The organism is Parasphingorhabdus sp. DH2-15, from assembly GCF_051668705.1.
Taxonomy (GTDB): domain Bacteria; phylum Pseudomonadota; class Alphaproteobacteria; order Sphingomonadales; family Sphingomonadaceae; genus Alterisphingorhabdus.
Window position 1 is genome coordinate 489,111 of sequence record NZ_CP196351.1, and the last position, 16,780, is coordinate 505,890.

15 protein-coding genes, 1 tRNA gene and 1 pseudogene are annotated in these 16,780 nt (G+C 50.4%); 8 read left to right on the top strand and 9 right to left on the bottom strand.

Annotated elements, in window-relative coordinates:
- Positions 1-13 precede the first annotated feature (13 nt).
- Positions 14-292, bottom strand: coding sequence for a DUF3253 domain-containing protein (locus ACR9YC_RS02315; RefSeq protein ID WP_438729318.1), 279 nt, complete (start codon positions 290-292; stop codon positions 14-16).
- 168 nt (positions 293-460) lie between these two features.
- Here ACR9YC_RS02315 and ACR9YC_RS02320 point away from each other — a divergent pair, with 168 nt between their 5' ends.
- Both ACR9YC_RS02320 and ACR9YC_RS02325 read left to right on the top strand, forming a co-directional pair.
- Positions 461-1,609: a beta-ketoacyl-ACP synthase III gene (locus tag ACR9YC_RS02320; RefSeq protein WP_438729321.1), complete on the top strand. Its 1,149-nt coding sequence runs from the start codon at positions 461-463 to the stop codon at positions 1,607-1,609.
- A gap of 65 nt (positions 1,610-1,674) precedes the next feature.
- Positions 1,675-2,571, top strand: a complete 897-nt coding sequence (locus ACR9YC_RS02325; RefSeq protein WP_438729324.1) for an alpha/beta hydrolase fold domain-containing protein — start codon at positions 1,675-1,677, stop codon at positions 2,569-2,571.
- A gap of 28 nt (positions 2,572-2,599) precedes the next feature.
- Here ACR9YC_RS02325 and ACR9YC_RS02330 read toward each other — a convergent pair whose 3' ends face one another.
- The 6 genes from ACR9YC_RS02330 to ACR9YC_RS02355 all read right to left on the bottom strand — a co-directional run bounded on the left by ACR9YC_RS02330 (position 2,600) and on the right by ACR9YC_RS02355 (position 9,618).
- Positions 2,600-2,944, bottom strand: a complete 345-nt coding sequence (locus ACR9YC_RS02330; RefSeq protein ID WP_438729327.1) for an Mpo1-like protein — start codon at positions 2,942-2,944, stop codon at positions 2,600-2,602.
- 116 nt (positions 2,945-3,060) lie between these two features.
- Positions 3,061-4,779: a flotillin family protein gene (locus ACR9YC_RS02335; protein ID WP_438731540.1), complete on the bottom strand. Its 1,719-nt coding sequence runs from the start codon at positions 4,777-4,779 to the stop codon at positions 3,061-3,063.
- 169 nt (positions 4,780-4,948) lie between these two features.
- Complete coding sequence (locus ACR9YC_RS02340) at positions 4,949-5,587, bottom strand: YqiJ family protein (RefSeq protein WP_438729330.1); 639 nt, start codon at positions 5,585-5,587, stop codon at positions 4,949-4,951.
- 140 nt (positions 5,588-5,727) lie between these two features.
- Positions 5,728-6,438, bottom strand: a complete 711-nt coding sequence (locus tag ACR9YC_RS02345; protein WP_438729332.1) for a hypothetical protein — start codon at positions 6,436-6,438, stop codon at positions 5,728-5,730.
- A gap of 21 nt (positions 6,439-6,459) precedes the next feature.
- Positions 6,460-7,671 carry a toxic anion resistance protein gene (locus tag ACR9YC_RS02350; RefSeq protein WP_438729335.1) on the bottom strand — a complete coding sequence of 404 codons (1,212 nt, stop codon included), beginning with the start codon at positions 7,669-7,671 and terminating at the stop codon, positions 6,460-6,462.
- A gap of 213 nt (positions 7,672-7,884) precedes the next feature.
- Positions 7,885-9,618 carry a fatty acyl-AMP ligase gene (locus ACR9YC_RS02355; RefSeq protein WP_438731543.1) on the bottom strand — a complete coding sequence of 578 codons (1,734 nt, stop codon included), beginning with the start codon at positions 9,616-9,618 and terminating at the stop codon, positions 7,885-7,887.
- 264 nt (positions 9,619-9,882) lie between these two features.
- Between ACR9YC_RS02355 and ACR9YC_RS02360 the strand changes: the two genes are divergently transcribed.
- The 3 genes from ACR9YC_RS02360 (at position 9,883) to ACR9YC_RS02370 (ending at position 11,554) form a co-directional block, all read left to right on the top strand.
- Entirely contained in the window at positions 9,883-10,506 is a 624-nt protein-coding gene (locus ACR9YC_RS02360; protein ID WP_438729338.1) for a regulatory protein RecX, read from the top strand.
- Positions 10,507-10,551: 45 nt separating this feature from the next.
- On the top strand, positions 10,552-11,076 hold the full coding sequence (locus tag ACR9YC_RS02365) for a DUF192 domain-containing protein (RefSeq protein WP_438729341.1): 525 nt from the start codon (positions 10,552-10,554) through the stop codon (positions 11,074-11,076).
- A gap of 79 nt (positions 11,077-11,155) precedes the next feature.
- On the top strand, positions 11,156-11,554 hold the full coding sequence (locus ACR9YC_RS02370) for an NADH:ubiquinone oxidoreductase subunit NDUFA12 (protein WP_438729343.1): 399 nt from the start codon (positions 11,156-11,158) through the stop codon (positions 11,552-11,554).
- A gap of 29 nt (positions 11,555-11,583) precedes the next feature.
- Here ACR9YC_RS02370 and ACR9YC_RS02375 read toward each other — a convergent pair whose 3' ends face one another.
- Positions 11,584-11,919: a hypothetical protein gene (locus ACR9YC_RS02375; RefSeq protein ID WP_438731939.1), complete on the bottom strand. Its 336-nt coding sequence runs from the start codon at positions 11,917-11,919 to the stop codon at positions 11,584-11,586.
- On the opposite strand from ACR9YC_RS02375, the gene ACR9YC_RS02380 reads away from it, so the two are divergent.
- Positions 11,855-12,340 (top strand): DUF2155 domain-containing protein, encoded by a 486-nt coding sequence (locus ACR9YC_RS02380; protein ID WP_438731546.1) that lies wholly within the window; start codon positions 11,855-11,857, stop codon positions 12,338-12,340. The genes ACR9YC_RS02375 and ACR9YC_RS02380 overlap by 65 nt on opposite strands.
- A gap of 77 nt (positions 12,341-12,417) precedes the next feature.
- Here the strand turns inward: ACR9YC_RS02380 and aat are convergent.
- Positions 12,418-12,984: pseudogene (gene aat / locus ACR9YC_RS02385) on the bottom strand (leucyl/phenylalanyl-tRNA--protein transferase); the annotation flags it as partial.
- Positions 12,985-13,126: 142 nt separating this feature from the next.
- Here aat and ACR9YC_RS02390 point away from each other — a divergent pair.
- Positions 13,127-13,202: transfer RNA gene (locus tag ACR9YC_RS02390), tRNA-Trp, on the top strand.
- 427 nt (positions 13,203-13,629) lie between these two features.
- A complete protein-coding gene (locus ACR9YC_RS02395; protein ID WP_438729346.1) occupies positions 13,630-16,737 on the top strand; it encodes a TonB-dependent receptor in 3,108 nt (1,035 codons plus the stop codon).
- Positions 16,738-16,780: the final 43 nt, after the last annotated feature.

Genomic DNA, 16,780 nt, shown 5'->3' on the forward strand with positions numbered 1-16,780 from the left:
GTCTGGTGCTGATTTATGCTTTGTCGATGAGCCCTTTTGCGGGCCGTGCTATGCGATAAACGCCTTGCAGATCATCGGGTTGCACAGTCATGCCTTTTTGTGTGAGCCGTAGTGCGCCAAGACGTGCTCTGGCTTTTACATGCCGGTGGATGAGCGGCATGATATCGCGCCAATCCTCACCGGCAATATGCCGCGCAATGTCAGACGGGCACAAGGTGGCACCATCGCGCCTTGCAGAGAATAAGGCCAATATTGCAGTATCAATCAGAGCAGCGGGAATTTGGTCCGTCATGCAGTCACAATGGCGCGGTGCAGAAAATGCGCAAGGCCCTGCTTGCTTACGAACACGGCATAGACACTTGTAACAATTGGTGATGCGGGATAAGGCATACCCCCCATATTAATGGCGAAGAAGCAAAGTCTATTAACCCACGCATAGACATATATCGTTAGGAGAGCCATGTCTGACCAGCACGCCGCAAATGCGCAATTCACACCTGTAATCTCGGCGACAGGCCTGTTCACGCCTGACCAGAAAATCACCAATGAGGAGCTGGTCGCCAGTTTTAACGCTTATGTTGATAAGCATAATGCCGAACATGCTGATGCCATTGCGGCTGGAAGTTTGGATGCGCTCACCTACAGCTCAGTTGAATTTATTGAAAAGGCAAGCGGCATTAAAGCGCGTTATGTGCTCAATAAAGACGGTATATTGGACCCGGATACCATGTGTCCGCAATTGCCTGAGCGGCCCAATGAAGAATTATCTATTCTAGCGGAAATCGGCGTAAAGGCGGCGCGGCAAGCGCTTGATAGCGCCGGACGCAAAGCAGAAGATGTTGATGCCGTTCTGGTTGCATGCTCCAATTTACAGCGTGCCTATCCTGCTATTGCTGTTGAGATTCAGGATGAGCTGGGCATTGATGGTTTTGGCTTTGATCTGAATGTTGCTTGCTCTTCGGCTACATTTGGCCTGCAAACCGCAGCGGACTATATCCGCTCAGGCAGTGCGCGTTCGGTGTTGGTCATCAATCCGGAAATATGTTCCGCGCATTTGAACTGGCGTGATCGCGACAGTCACTTCATCTTTGGCGATGTGGCAACCGCGATATTGGTGGAAGCGAAAGACCTGGCCCCGGCTGAGCATTGGGAGATTTTGGGCACCAAGCTAAAGACCAAATTTTCGAACAATATTCGCAATAATTTCGGGTTTTTGAACCGCACGCACCCCGAAACACGCGATGACCCGGATAAATTGTTTAAGCAAGAAGGCCGCAAGGTTTTCAAAGAAGTGGTGCCCATGGTTGCGGCGATGATTTTGGATCAGATGGACCGGCTTGGCATTACATCCGATGAACTGCGCCGGCTGTGGCTGCATCAGGCCAATGCGGGCATGAACCGTCTTATTGCAGCAAAAGTGCTTGGCCATGAAGCGACTGCGGATGAAAGCCCGACAGTACTGGACAGCTATGCCAACACATCATCGGCTGGTTCCATCATTGCTTTTCATCAGCATAGCAAAGATTTGCAAGCTGGTGAAAAAGGGTTGATCTGTTCCTTCGGCGCTGGCTATTCGGCGGGTACAGTATTCATACAAAAGGCGGCTTGAAGCAAAAGGCTGACTATAATCACCGCATCACATATGCGCATAAGATAAGCAATTAGGGGAATGTTATGACCAGTTTTTCAGCCAAGATGGTCAATATCATCCTGAAATTGCGCGGTATCAAAAAGATATTTTCCAGCGAAGAGGCTGCACTGAAAGGTATCGCAGAAGATCGTGCGCGTGGTCCGGCGAAACCCGTGTCATGGCTGACCCAGAATTGCGATATTAGCGAAGAGCATATTGATGGCCATTTGGTCTATCATTTGACGCCTAAATCGGGTGGCTCTGACCATCATGTCCTATATTTTCATGGTGGTGGCTATGCCTTGGATATTGCGCCAGAGCATTGGAAATATCTGACCAAATTGGTTAAGGCAACGGGCGCTTCGCTCAGCGTGCCCATCTACCCAATGGCGCCGGAAAATGATTGGCGCCCGGCCTATGCCATGGCGCGCAAACTCTATACCGAATTGGCCGGGAAAATTGACCCTGCCGATATTACGCTTATGGGCGATAGTGCGGGTGGTGGTTTCTCATTGGCGCTTGGGCAGATGCTGCGGGATGATGGCGAGAAACTGCCGGGTAAGATTGCGCTGCTCTCTCCATGGATTGATGGCAATGCCAATGATCCAGAACAAGTGATTATCGCGCCAAAGGATAATATTATCGCGCTGCCGGCTATTCAGGCCATGGGCCGTTGGTGGGCTGGTGAGGGTGGTGACCCTTCAGACTTTCCAGTCAGTCCGTTATTGCACGATATTACGGGTCTGCCGCCAATGGGTGTGTGGACGGGAACGCACGATATTCTGTATGTCGATGCCAAGAAGCTGAAAGCCAAGGCAGATGCGGCAAATATCGCTCTGGACTATCATGTGCATGAACAGATGCAGCATGTCTGGATGATTTTGCCGATGAAAGAAGCGGACAAAGCTATGGAAGAGATTGCCGCGTTTATGCAGCGTTAAGAGGCCGCTGCAACAGCCTGTATGTGGTTTAGCCTTTAACCGGTTTTACCCCGGCTTTTTCCAACTCCGACCCTAAACGTCCGGTCAGCGCATACCACCACATTTTGAAGTCTGCGCCCAATGACCATAAAGGATAGGTGAACGTCGCAGGGCGGTTTTTCTCAACCGTGAAATGTGCCAACCATGCAAAGAAATACCCCGCAACCGGCATGGCGAGCAGCCACAGCCATTGGCCAGCAAGCAAGGCATAAGCCGCAATGGCAATGACAATGCTAGTGCCGATATAATGATAGGCACGGGTCAGTGGTTTGCTGTGCTCTCGTAGATAAAAGGGCCAGAATTCAGCGAAACTTTGATAGGTCTTATCGGTCATAGACTAACGCTAAACCATGTCTGGCAAAAAGAAAATAGCGCGAGACCATAAGCCCCGCGCTATCCCTCACCGCTGACTGCCCTTGCCCAGGCAATCAGCCTCACCCAATATGTCGGTTAATCCGACTTTGACGCTGAATCGCTTTTGGAATTTTGACTCATTTTAGATGATATTTCAACCGGCTTTTCCGCGGATAATGATTGCTCTTCCACCAAATTACCGATCTCGCTTGAACCTGTGCTTTGGGCGACAAGACCGTCTAACGAGCCTCCGCTCAAACCCAGCTCTTTCATAAGCCCGTCAATCACCGGGGCCTGTGCACGATAGGCCAGAGCGGCGCTCACGGCGTCGCTGGCCAGATTGCCATTGCCGCCGCTGTTCGCCGCCGCGCTGGTTCCAGAACCGCCTCCACCATTTTGGGTAATGCCATCGACCTGTACGATCTTGATCGAGTCGATTGCTTCCATTGGTTTTGCGGATTCGCGAACCACTTCGGGCAGAACATTGAGCAAGGCCAATTTGGTTTGCAGCGAAATCTGGTCTGATGACAGAATATTAGCCGCTTCATTGACGGCGCGCTGTCCAGCAGCCTCAACTTCAAAGCGAACGCGTGCGGCTTCTGCGCGCAGTTTTTCTGCCTCTGCTTCACCTTCAGCAGCGACACGAATGGCGGCGGCACGGTTGGATGCCGCTTCTTTTTCCGCCTCTGCCTCAACCTTGACTGAGATAGCATCGCGCTCTGCCTGCTTGGCTGCCTCGATAAGCTCAATACGCTTTTGTCGTTCGGCGACTTCGGTTTCCCGCGCAGTCGTCACTTGCTCTTCAGCAGCGACGGCAGTTGCACGCGCTTCATCAGCTTGCGCCTTGGCTTGGCTTTCTTCGCGGGATTTGTTCTGGATCGCAATTTGCTGTTCCTGCCGCGCAATCTCAATGGTTTGCTGCTGCGCGATTTCCGCTTCTTTGACCAGCTTATCCGCTTCAATCTGCCGCGAGTCGATTAGCTGTTTTGCCTCAATGCGCGCTTGCTCTGCCTCACGGTTACGAATGGCCTGTTCTGTTGCGACTTCGGATGCCTGAGTGGCGCGGCGCATTTCAACCTCACGCTCTTGCTCCAACCGCGCAAATTCATTGTCACGGCTAATCTCAAAAGAGCGCTGATCAGCTTCCAGATTTTTCGTCTCGATCTGAACGCGCGTCTCTTGCTCGATATCGTTCCGCGCCTTTTTGCGCAGTTCAATCTGTTCGGTTAGCTTGGTCAAACCTTCCGCATCAAATGCGTTATTGGCGTTGAAATGCTCAATGCTGGTCTGGTCAAGTCCGGTCAGCGATACCGATTCCAGTTCAAGACCGTTCATCGCCAAATCGTTGGATGAGACTTGCTGCACCTTTTGCACAAAGTCTGCCCGCTGTTCGTGCAGCTCGTTCATCGACATGCCCGCTGCAACAGAGCGCAAGGCATCAACAAATTTGCCCTCGACCAGATCTTTTAGCGATTCCGGATGCATCGTGCGCAGGCCAAGCGTCTGCGCTGCCATAGCCAAAGCATCGGCATCAGGGCGGACACGGACATAAAATTCGGCCTTCACATCAATGCGCAGCCGGTCCAGTGTAATCAATGCATCGGCATTTTTGCGTTCAACCGCCAGGCGGACTGTGTTCATATTAACCGGCATAGTCTCGTGGAAAATTGGCAAGACCAAAGCACCACCATTCATCACAACTTTTTCACCGCCAAAACCGGTTCGCACAAAAGCAATCTCTTTGGATGCGCGCTTATAGAGCCGCAATATGGTAATAATGATCCCGACAATCAGGATAAGTCCGGCAACAGCCATGACGGTAATGAATAATGGTCCTTCTAACATATCTCTCTTTCTCTTCGTGCGGTGCGTGTGGTTATCCAGCCCAGGATTCGCACCTGCTTATCACCTCATGGGCTTGTTTTTTGACAGGCCATTCAGGAATGGGTGATCCCAAAATGGCAAGGAATATTTACGTTTCGACCTATAGTCGAGGCAGTGTGTTCTGGCCGCGGCTTATGGCGCGAAATATATCATCATCGCGGCGGACCAGCAAAATTTCTTCGCCTTGCTCTAATATCTGGCCAGCATTATCCGGTTCGACCATTACAAAGTGGCTTTGCCCATGAACGTCACGTACCTTTGCGCGGGCAGGAGAGCCGCTTTCGGCCTTGCCCAATTCGATTGTGGCAAAGCGGCCGACCAATGTATCGCGGCCAACGGCTGTGGTTTCGTCACGCGGCAGGATTTTGGCCAATGGCCTCGCAATTGCGCCGGTTAGTGGAAGGCTGGCAAAAGCCGCCAATGGAACGGCCAACCACGGCCTTAACATGCTGCCGGTCAGGTTTTGCAAGACCATTTGTCCAGACAGGCCGATCATCCCGAATAAGCCGAGCATCAGCATCAGCAAAATCATCAACGGTACTTTGCCAAAGCCCAAAATGCCCAAAAGGCCATCTCCGGCACCGGCTAAGTCGCCATCAATATCAGGGTCGGGCATTTCAATATCGGCATCACCCAGCAATTCGCCTAGGCCAATGACTTGAAAAACTACCAATAGGGACATGAGCAATAAGCTGATGGTGAAAAACAGATTTTCCGAAACCAACCAAAACTCGAGCATTGCCCCTCCTTTACTAACATTAATATAGGATGAATTGCATGATTTACAATATCTGACGATAGAAAAATCATATTATGGTCCAAAAATATGGTTCGTTTCATCTGAAGAATGTATTTTTACTCTCTACCAGCGTATTATTATCAATCTACACTCTCTTCGCCAATATATTTCATTTCCAGAAAACGTCCGCGAACGGCCAGCTTATCCAATTCGCCATTGGCCAATTGCCGTGTCACCGTATCAATCTCTTTGGAAATAACCTTCAGCCCATCCTCAAGCTGTGCATCGGGTGTTGAGCCATTGCGCTCCTCTTTGCGCAAAGATGCAGGGATACGCTGATAACCTGTGATTAATTCGGGCAAATGCTCACCCACCAATTTGCGCACTTCCAAGGCGGCAGGCTGTCTTTCATCCAATTGCTGCAATTGCGGTGCCAGTGCGTCGAGCTGAACACCGATATCATCGACCAGTTTTATTGCCGGTGCTGGTAAAGCAGGGCGTTGCTGTTCCAGCCATATCTCAGTCTTACCGGCCAACACGTCGAGATTCTCTTTCGAGAGGTCTTCAGCTTTCGGGATTGGCATTTTGGGATATTTGCTGAAGAAATATGAAGCCCCTGCTACAGCGAGCGCAGTTATCATCACGCCTTCAAAACCGATGCCACCGATAATGGCGCCTACAATTCCTGCTCCAACAATCACGGCACCCACTGCTATCGCGGTGCGGCCCAATTTGCCCCAGAAATGTCTGCGTTTGAGCGCGCGTGACTTTAAACCGATGGAACGGTTATAGCGCACATTTTGAAGGCTATCGCGCGCATTGGCCATAATTTCTTCGGCGGTTTCGGGCATATATTTAAGGTGTCTCCGCTATTAATTTTCTAATGATGTCAGCAAAGTTTCTGCATCGGGTTGTTCAGCGGCTTTTGCCTGTCCCTCGGCCCGGGCAATATAGCCTTTCGATTTTTCAACTTCGTCGGACAATGTGGTGACCGTTGTTTTCATCGTCTCCAGAGACTTCATCTTGAAGTCATCAATATGATCCATTGTGTCATAAATATTCTGGAACGCACGCTGTAATGTTTCCAGCGGGATGGTTGACGCGGCGGCCTGCTCATGAATCTGCGCAGACTGGTTTTTCAGCATATCGCCAGTGCTATCAATAATGCCTGCTGTGGTGGCGTTGAGCGACGTAATTTGCTCCAGCACAAGTTTTTGCCCGACCAGCGCCTGCGCAACAGTAACTGCAGTGCGCAGTGCGCCGACGGTTGTTGTGCTGGCGCGGTCAACGCCTTTGACCAGCTCGATATTGTTCTTCTTGACCAGATCTAGCGCGAGATACCCCTGAACGGTGACGGCCATCTGGGTCAGCAAATCCTGTGTGCGCTGGCGGACATAGAATAAGGCTGTCTCGCGAATGGCCTTTGCTTTCGCCGGATCGGAAATATCCAGATCGTTCGCTTTCTCTTCAAGCCGAGCATCCATGACCTTTGAGATATGAATCATTTGCTCAAGTCGACCCATTGCTGCCCAGAGATTTTGCCGTTCAACATCAATCGCGGCATTGTCCATCAGCAATTCGTCTTTGCCGCCTGCCAGTCGGCTGAGGATAGTCTGAATATGGTCCTGGCTGGATTTATAACCGTCAAAATAGTTGCGCAGCTTATTGCCCCAAGGAATGATACCGAAGATTTTGCGCGGTGTGAGAAGATCACCCTTTTTGCCTGGGTCCAGATCTTCAACGGTGCGGCGCAATTCGGCAAGGTCTGCGCCTACGCCTTCATTTTCTCCCATGGCGCGCACTGGACGATCAAGGAAGCGGTTGGATTGGCCAGCAGCCTCCGCAATCTCCTTGCGGCCCATATTAGTCAGCTGTTCAACGCGCTTGCCAAATTCGGGGGAGTTCGCGTCTTGTGCAATCAGATCATCAACAAAACCGTCGACTTTCTCTTCCAACTTTGATTTCTGCTCTTCTGTGACGGGCACCAGACCGGCCGCCTTTTCGGGAGCAACCACAGGGACCGGATCGGGAGCTTTAAGCTCAAGGCCGATGTCCACGGTTTCGGTTTTGGTCTCGGTTGCCATCTACTATCCCTTTATCACGTTCGTTTCATTGTCAGAATGCAATCATAACCACATTCTTTCAAGCGAAAGCGTAGATTATCACTAAACTACTGTATCAACCTAGTAATACAGAGTGTCGGGTGCAAGGGCTAAGGCCGTAAACTGTCGAACAATAACAGGCTGTTATCGAAACTATTATATGGCTGTGCTTGAGGTCTAACGCGGCCTCAAAGATTATGCCGCAACCTGATAAGGTTGAATTTCGCCAGAAAGATAGAGATTGCGCGCTTTGGCACGGCTTAATTTGCCGGATGATGTGCGCGGCAAGGTGCGGGGTGGTACCAGCTCAATCACACAATTCATGCCGGTAATATTGCGCACTTTTTCGCGTATCTCTTCACGCAGGCGTAAACGCTCAGCATCATCGGATGTGCGGCATTGCACCAGTACGGCAGGGGTTTCTTCGCCGCCCGGTGTGGTCACTGCAAAGGCGGCAATATCGCCCGCTTTGAACCCAGGCAGTTGCTCGACCGCCCATTCAATATCCTGCGGCCAATGGTTTTTGCCATTGATGATAATCATATCTTTGGCGCGGCCGACAACGAACAGATAACCACCAGACATATAGCCCATATCCCCGGTGTCGAGCCAACCATCAACCAGACAGGCATCGGTTGATTCAGGATCGCGGAAATAGCTGTGCATGATGCTGGGGCCGGAACACCAGATTTTGCCAATGGCTTTTTCGGGCAGTGTCTTGCCGCTTTCCTCACGGATTTCTACGGTCATATCCTTTGCCGGCTTGCCGCAATTGACAATGGCGCGCATTCGCACTTGCCCATCGTCGTTACCTTCACTCATGTCAGACATGCCGGAAAGGCGGGTTTCTTCCACCATCTCAACCTTAATGCCTTCACCCGGCGGCATGATTGTGACGGCCAGTGTTGCCTCTGCCAGTCCATAGCTGGGCAAAAAGGCTTTTGCGTCAAATCCGGCTGGGCCGAATGCATCGACAAAGCTCTGCATAACCTCTGGACGGATCATATCCGCGCCATTGCCTGCCAAGCGCCAACGCGACAGGTCAAAGCGTTCTTCAACCTTTGACTGGTTGCCAATGCGGCGCGCGCAAATATCATAGCCGAAAGTCGGCGAATAGCTGATTGTTGTGCCTGTGTTACGGCTGACCATATCCAGCCATGCCAAGGGGCGACGGGCGAAATGCTCGGTGCGCAAATAGTCGGTTGACACCTGATTGGCGATGGGGGACAGAAAACAGCCAACCAACCCCATATCATGATACCAAGGCAGCCATGATACACAGCGGTCGCTGTCTTGCACTTTCATGCCGTTGGAATGCGCTGACAAATTGTTGAGCAGCGCATGATGCGTCACGGCAACGCCATGCGGGAAGCGCGTGGAACCGCTGGAATATTGTAGATAGCAAATATCTTGCGGATCGGCCGTCGGCAATGCGCATTGTTCCGCCGCTTGATCGGTAAACTGATCCCAAACCACCCCTTTGACACCGCAGCTATCAGCCGCTGCGCCTGCCATTTCCGACAGTTCTGCGGGGAAGAATAACATGGTTGGGTCACAGCTTTTCAATTGTACTGATAGCTGATCAATATAGGATTCTTTGCCGCCAAAACTGGTGGGCAGGGGCAGCGGAACCGGCCATGCACCTGCATAAACGACACCAAAGAACAATGCTGCAAATTCAGCGCCGGTTTCTGCAACCAAAGCAATGCGTTCCTGCGGTTTCACGCCATTGGCAATCAGCCGATATGCATTTGAAAGGGCATCTTGCTGCAATTCGGCAAATGTATATGGCCGCGCCAAATTGCCACGTGCATCATGGAAATTCAGCCCACGTGTCCCCGTGGCAGCATAATCCAGAGCATCGCCCAAAGTATCAAATTCAGCAAAAATGCGGGGCAGTTCATCAAATGTTGGTGTCGGCTCTGTCATGGTCGCCTCACTCATATCACCCCCATTAACTTTGGTGTCAGTTTTGGGTTGCACAGTTTTTATCATTATAGCCTATAATTCCCAACACAATCACGTTCCATAAAACAAAAGATCCGCTTGCATGCAATGCGCAATGCAGAGCGTGTCCACGGTACGTAAACCAATTATTCAATATACCCCAAAGACCAAAGTCTGGCCTAAATTTAGACGCGACTATGGCATAATGATGGCGAGAAGCAAAATGAAGCGATATAACAATCTGAAATGAGCAAAGAAAATCCTTCATTTTCGCAAAGGCCGCAGCGCAAACCAAGGCCGCTGGATACACAGCGGCTGCGTGATCTGGCAATGCGTTATGTTGCGCGCTATGCCACGAGTTCTGCTAAATTGCGCGATTATCTGGCGCGCAAGTTGCGCGAACGTGAATGGCAGGGCGATGACCAACCGGATATTGATGCGCTGGTGGGCTATTGTGTGGATAAAGGCTTTGTCGATGATGCGCTCTATGCCGCGCAAAAAGCGAGTGATCTTGCGCGGCGCGGTTATGGCGCCAGACGTGTGGATGCGATGTTATATATGTCAGGCATTGCCGATGATGATGCGCTGGAGGCCCGTTCTCTTACCGAGGCTGCAAAGTGGAGGGCCGCACTTTTATATGCACGACGCAAAAGAATTGGCCCATTTTCCGGGCCAGTGCACGGCAAAGCGCCGGACAAAGATAATGGCGATCGATCTGTAAGGGACCGTCAGATTGCCGGAATGTTAAGGGCGGGGCATGATATGCATGTTGTATGCACGGTTATTGATGCTCCAGATTTTGCGGTTTTGCGTGAAAAAGGCGATGATGGGCTGGATGCGGCGCTGGACGCCATGGAACCGCTTGTTTAGCAGCTTAATGATCGCAACCAACTCGCAAAATAATTGGAGGCTTTGATGACCTTTCGCCACTTATTTCCGATTCTCCTCACAGCATTTGCAGCGTTCAGCCTGTCAGCATGTTCTCAATCTACAGAAAGCGCTGTAAACGGTGCGAGTGGAGACGAAGCAAGTAGCGGGGTTGCAACCGCGCCATCAGGCCTGGATTTAGCCAGTTTGACTGTACAAAGCGGCGATACGACTCACGCATTCACGGTTGAGGTCGCCAGAACAGCGCAACAGCAAGCGCGCGGTCTTATGTTCAGGACTGAGCTGGCCCCTGATAAAGGCATGATATTCCCATTTTCGGAAACACGGCCAGCCAATTTCTGGATGAAAAACACACAGATATCGCTCGATATCATCTTTGTGCGAAGCGATGGCACGATAGAGAGCATTGCCGCAAATACTGTCCCTTATTCAGAGGAAGGTGTGCCTTCTGGTGAGCCTGTCGCGATGGTGTTGGAACTGGTCGCTGGCCGATCCGCAGAATTGGGTCTTAAGCCTGGAGATGTTGTGCAATGGGTCGATCCACGCATCTGAGCGTATTTTTTACCTATTCGTTGGCGCAACAGGCAATTTTTTATTGCCTCTGGCGCATGACACGGAGTAAGCGGAGCCCATGGGAATTTTGGGAAAAATCTTTACCTGGTGGGATGGCGCGACCATCGGCACCATGTTGTGGACCAGCCGTAAGGGCGAACGCGTTGGCGAGGATTCCTTCGGCAATGCCTATTATCGTAGCAAAAAAGTGAAAGACGGTGAACGAGAGCGGCGCTGGGTTATCTATAACGGTGCCAATGACGCTAGCCGTGTGCCTTCTGAATGGCATGGTTGGCTGCACCAAAGCTATGATGAAGTACCGGAAAGCCATTTGCCCCCGCCGCGTATCTGGGAAAAAGATTATGTGCCCAATATGACAGGCACAGCCAGCGCTTATAGGCCAAGTGGCGCATTGGAGCGCGGAGCCAAGCGAGCTGCGGCCAGTGGAGATTATGAAGCCTGGTCACCGGAAGACTGACACTTGGCTCGCAAACGCTCTCAAACATCCTATTCGTCATCCAGATTTGTGGCGCTTAAATGCGCTGTGCCTCTCATGATGTTGGCGCTTTCCGGATGTGGAATTACAAAGACCGATGAAGCTGATAAGGGCGCTTCACCCGCACAAAGCGAAGATCTTCCGCCAGCTGCCGCCAATATCGTTGCTGGCAAAGATACTGTGCAGGAAGCTGACACCGGACAATTGGGCACGCCCATGGCGGACCGTGTCGCGACCATCGGCTTTTTGAACAAACGTAACAATGATTCGCGTGATCTACAGATGAAGCCGGGTGAGGCCCGGCGCATCGGTAATGTGGTTATTCGGTTGGAAGCATGTGAACGCACTGCTCCTTGGGAATCGCCAGCCGAATCCGGGGCCTTTGTGCAGGTTCTGGTGCAAAGCAAGCCTCGGCGTAACAGCGGCGAAGAGCCAAAATGGCAACGTATTTTCTCAGGTTGGCTGTTTAAAGAATCGCCGTCAGTGAATGTCGTTGAACACCCTATTTATGATGTTTGGCTCAAAAATTGTGCGATGCGTTTCCCCGGAGAAGAAGATATTATCGCTGACCCAGTGGCAGATGCTGATTCAACATCGCCCGATACAGCTGCATCATCTGATAGCGCGCCCGCAGATTCAGAGCCCGGAGTACCAAGCAATTCGGCAAATGCCGCTGGTAATGAAGGTTCGCCTGCGCCTTCCGCACCAGAGGCGCCAACACTGCCAGAACCAACGATTGAAGATTTGCTGGACGACGTTGACGGATAACCTTCAACCGGTGTATTTTCTAAGCCTGTAACGCCCAGCTTCGGTCTTGTGTCCGCTTTGGCAAAACGGCTTCCAGCCAGAGCTTTATCCAGCATAGTGATATAATCCTCCTGCCGGATTTCTGTTGCACCCAGGCTAGCCAGATGGTCTGTCATGAACTGGCAGTCGAGCAACTGAAATCCCGCCATCCGCATGGCGGTCACCAGAGCGGCCAATGCCGTTTTTGAAGCATTATCCGCTAGGCTGAACATGCTTTCACCGCAAAACACTTTGCCAAGCGATACGCCATATAGACCGCCCACAAGCCGCCCTTGTTGCCAGCATTCTACACTATGCGCATGACCGACATGGTGAAGAAGCTGATAGCTTTTATAGATGGATTGGTTGATCCAACTTTCTTCGCGATCAGGCACTGCTGCTGCGCAATGCTGTACCACATCGGCAAAAGCATGGTTGCAGCGCAGTTCAAAGATATCGCGCCGCAGAGTCTTGCGCAGCGATCGCGACATATGGAATTTCTTGAGAGGCAAGATTGCCCGCTCTCTGGGTTCAACCCAGAAGACATCTTCGGCTTCACGGGAATCAGCCATAGGGAACAGGCCAATAGAATAAGCACGCAGCAATGTTTCGGGGTCGATAGTCATTAACCTCTTCTAACCACGCTGACCGCGGCATGAAACAGTAAAGGGCTAATTTTCTGGATTGGCAATTGTACGCTTGTCACTGGCTTATGGACACGTTACATGGCCTTTCTTACGCAGCGCCTATTTTGGTAGATATGCGTATAGGGGTGTAGCTCAGTTGGTAGAGCGTCGGTCTCCAAAACCGAAGGCCCACGGTTCGAGCCCGTGCGCCCCTGCCATTTTCTTAGAATCTATTTCTCATATATTGTTGGGTGCAAACGCGCCAAATATTTGATGTATTTGTATTATTGTACATTCATGCTTCGCAGTATCATATTTACTGCTGATGTAGAGCTGAATCAACTTACCCGATTCGGCCGTGAGGCAAAATAGTCCCACGCAGCCTTCTGGATGTCATGGTTACTAACTTTATAAAGCCTCCCACTAATATATGCTTTGGGCTAAAATTGGGCATGCGTACCAATTTCTATACTCTTCTGCTTTCATAATATTCGCTGTCAATCTGTCTGACCTATGCCTTTCATATATACATGGCCGGAGTGAAATAACTTTAGACCAGTCAGGATAAATTGGTCTGCTTTATGGGTTGACAGCTTGGTCTATAAAAGGCACGTACCAAAAAAAGATAATCTGGGAGGAATGAATATGCGTGTCCGTGCGAGCAGCGTTTCTGCGTCTAATGTAATCAAAAATAGCATTTCCGTATTGTTGGCGAGTACCGCCATGGTGGCCGCGCCTGTCTGGGCTCAGACAGATCAGACGGCTGATGCGAGCGAGGATGAAACTGCCGATCAGGCTACGGATACAATCGTTGTTGATGGCATTCGCGCAACCATTCAATCTTCCATTGAGGACAAACGGCAATCAGCACAGGTGTTTGATAGCCTTTCTGCCAATGAGATTGGCGATATTCCGGCGCTTTCTATTGGCGAAGCTCTGGAAACGCTAACCGGCGCTGCTTCGCACCGTGAACAAGGCGGCGCGACAGAGATTTCGGTACGTGGTCTTGGTCCCTTTCTAAGTTCGACAACGATTAACGGCCGTCTGGCCACAAATGGTAGCGGTGATCGTTCGGTTAATTTCAGTCAGTTTCCTTCTGAGCTTTTTGACAAGGTTGGTATTTTCAAAACCCAATCAGCCAGTTTTATTGAAGGCGGCGTGGCCGGTCAGGTGGTTTTGGAAACCGTGCGTCCTCTGGACTATGGTAAGCAAAGGCTTCAGGGCGAGTTCAAGCTGAACATCAACCCCGACAATCTTGATATTGATGCCGACCAGCGTCTTCAGAAATTTGGCTATCGCGGAACGGTGAGCTATATTGATCAGTTCCAATTGGGCGATAGTGAACTGGGCATTTCATTGGGCTATTCGCGCAATGTGACTACCAATCCTGAGCAAGAAGCCAATGTTTCTAATACAATTCGTGCCTGTGTGGTTGACCCTACCAATACCAGTGATGGTGTGTTTGATGATGGCAATTGTGACACAAGCGGCACGACTATTGCGGGATTGCGTGATGGCACGGTTACCGATGATTTTGTGATTGCGCGTAACTCATATTCTGTACGCTCTAACATCACAGATGATGTTAGAGATTCATTCTTTGCCGCCATCCAATTTCAACCAAGTCCTGATGTTAACATTAACGCTGACTTCCAATATTCAAACCGTCTTTTCACTGAGCAGCGTAGTGATTTGAACTTTGCTGAGGGCCGCCGTATCGATGGCCCTGGTGACCCAAATCGCCTCGATTTTGACCTTATTTTCACAGAAACTGGGGCATTGCGTCAATTTACGGGTGAGCAGCGTATTGAGGCTGTGAGTGAATATCTTGAGCGTGATGAAGAATATATCGGTGGCGGCCTGTCATTTGACGCTAGGTTGAGCGATAGACTGACCTTTACACTTGATGCTTCATATTCGGAAACAACCCGTATTGAAGAGGCTGTTCAAATCCGCTTCCGGACAGAAGATGATGAAGACATTTTTGGTAATACCGGAGCGTTTACGCCAAGTATTGAAAGCGATGGCAGCACACAGGATGATAGGGTTGAAACCGCCATTCAGATTCAACAAAATGGTTCTGAAGCTCTGAATTTCTTCGTTCAGAATTTTGACGTTAATGACCATAATCTTTTTGCTAATGATCCGCGTCTGCGTGCCGATTTGGAGCAGGACCGCTTCAACAGCATTTGGTCAATTCGCGGTGATTTCAATTATGAGATGACTGGATTCTTGTCGTCCATACAAGCGGGCGCACGTTATCAAGAACTCGTTTATCGAGATGTTCCCGGTGCGCAGAATGGTACGAGCCGGTTGGAAATCAATTTTAACGATACCCCAGGCACTGGCGCATTAGCAGTAGCTAATCAGGAATGCCGGACCTCTTTCCCAGAGACGGGCTTCCTCTCCTCTGTTCTGGGTGGCAACCCATTGGTTACCAATCTTGACCTTAATGGCAATGTTATTAGCACAACCAACACCTTTGCGACCTTTGATGCACTGTGTATTGCGCGTGTGCTAGAACGCGAAGATCCGCAAGGCTTGCAATTTGACGAAGATGGCGTGCCGATTTTCCCAACAGGTGATTTTGATTCAGTTGACAATACTGATGTCGAAGAACGCAGCTGGGCTTTTTATGCTCAAGCCAATTTTGACAATGAAATAGGCAGTCTGCCGGTTCGCGGAAACTTTGGTTTGCGTGTGGTTGGCACCAGTGTCCTTTCTACCGGGCTTCGCTCTGAACTGGATATCCAAGTTGATAATGCGGGTAACTTTAATCTGGTTTCTGTGCCAGGAACGTTTACGACCAGCCAAACACGGGCATCCTATACCGAATTCCTGCCTAGCTTGAACTTGGTGGCTGAATTGCAGCCTGATCTTCAGGCACGTTTCGGTGTTTTTCGGGCACTTTCACGTCCTGACCCATCTAATCTTGGTGATGGCCGCACGTTCAGCTTGAACAATGATGATTTTGCCACTCCGGAAGAGGCTTTGACCAGTGGTATCGATCAGGTAACGGCAAACGGCAACCCGCTTACAGACCCGTTGCTATCATGGAATGTTGATCTTGGCCTTGAATGGTACCCTAATGACGATACGATTTTGGCCGTTAATGCGTATTATAAGAGCTTTAACGGTGGTTTCGAAACAATCGGCTTTTTCGAAGACTTCACTGTTGACGGCTCTGTGCAAAGTCAATTTGTGACATCGGTCGATACAACTGATGAAACAAGCACGATTGTCGGCATCGAGGTTACAGCTGCGCACAGGTTCAGCTATTTGCCAGCACCTCTTGACGGCTTGGGCTTTAAACTCAGCTATAACTATGCCGATTCAAACTTTGAGTTTGAGGATGATGTTCTGGGCGCAATCACAACGCCAAATCCAGATGGTACAACCTCTGTCAGCAATGGTTTGATACCGCCCTCAAACCTGTTCGGCTTTTCCGAACATGTTCTGTCAGCACAGGTCTATTATGAAATTGGCGATTTCGATTTCCAAGGTGTCTACAAATATCGTAGCGAATATTTCCAGCAATTCATTGCGACGCCCGGCCGTATTCGTCTGATCGATGATGTCGGTGTTTTCGAAGCCCGGATATCCTATACTTTGAACAAGAATGTCCGCTTTACACTGGAGGGCCTGAATCTGTTCAACGAGCCGCGGACCGATTTGCGCGGAGCGCCTGATGATCTGGGCTCTGTTTCAGTTTTCGGACCACGTATCTTTGCTGGTGTACGGTTCAAATTCTGATGTGAATTGAAATCATATTATACCCGCAAGTGAGGAAATACAC

Coding starts and splice junctions, on each gene's coding strand:
- ACR9YC_RS02325 (WP_438729324.1), top strand. CDS start 1,675: ATGACCAGTTTTTCAGCCAAGATGGTCAATATCATCCTGAAATTGCGC.
- ACR9YC_RS02320 (WP_438729321.1), top strand. CDS start 461: ATGTCTGACCAGCACGCCGCAAATGCGCAATTCACACCTGTAATCTCG.
- ACR9YC_RS02395 (WP_438729346.1), top strand. CDS start 13,630: ATGCGTGTCCGTGCGAGCAGCGTTTCTGCGTCTAATGTAATCAAAAAT.
- ACR9YC_RS02340 (WP_438729330.1), bottom strand. CDS start 5,587: ATGCTCGAGTTTTGGTTGGTTTCGGAAAATCTGTTTTTCACCATCAGC.
- ACR9YC_RS02345 (WP_438729332.1), bottom strand. CDS start 6,438: ATGCCCGAAACCGCCGAAGAAATTATGGCCAATGCGCGCGATAGCCTT.
- ACR9YC_RS02350 (WP_438729335.1), bottom strand. CDS start 7,671: ATGGCAACCGAGACCAAAACCGAAACCGTGGACATCGGCCTTGAGCTT.
- ACR9YC_RS02380 (WP_438731546.1), top strand. CDS start 11,855: ATGAAGCCGGGTGAGGCCCGGCGCATCGGTAATGTGGTTATTCGGTTG.
- ACR9YC_RS02330 (WP_438729327.1), bottom strand. CDS start 2,944: ATGACCGATAAGACCTATCAAAGTTTCGCTGAATTCTGGCCCTTTTAT.
- ACR9YC_RS02335 (WP_438731540.1), bottom strand. CDS start 4,779: ATGGCTGTTGCCGGACTTATCCTGATTGTCGGGATCATTATTACCATA.
- ACR9YC_RS02360 (WP_438729338.1), top strand. CDS start 9,883: ATGAGCAAAGAAAATCCTTCATTTTCGCAAAGGCCGCAGCGCAAACCA.
- ACR9YC_RS02315 (WP_438729318.1), bottom strand. CDS start 292: ATGACGGACCAAATTCCCGCTGCTCTGATTGATACTGCAATATTGGCC.
- ACR9YC_RS02370 (WP_438729343.1), top strand. CDS start 11,156: ATGGGAATTTTGGGAAAAATCTTTACCTGGTGGGATGGCGCGACCATC.
- ACR9YC_RS02355 (WP_438731543.1), bottom strand. CDS start 9,618: ATGACAGAGCCGACACCAACATTTGATGAACTGCCCCGCATTTTTGCT.
- ACR9YC_RS02365 (WP_438729341.1), top strand. CDS start 10,552: ATGACCTTTCGCCACTTATTTCCGATTCTCCTCACAGCATTTGCAGCG.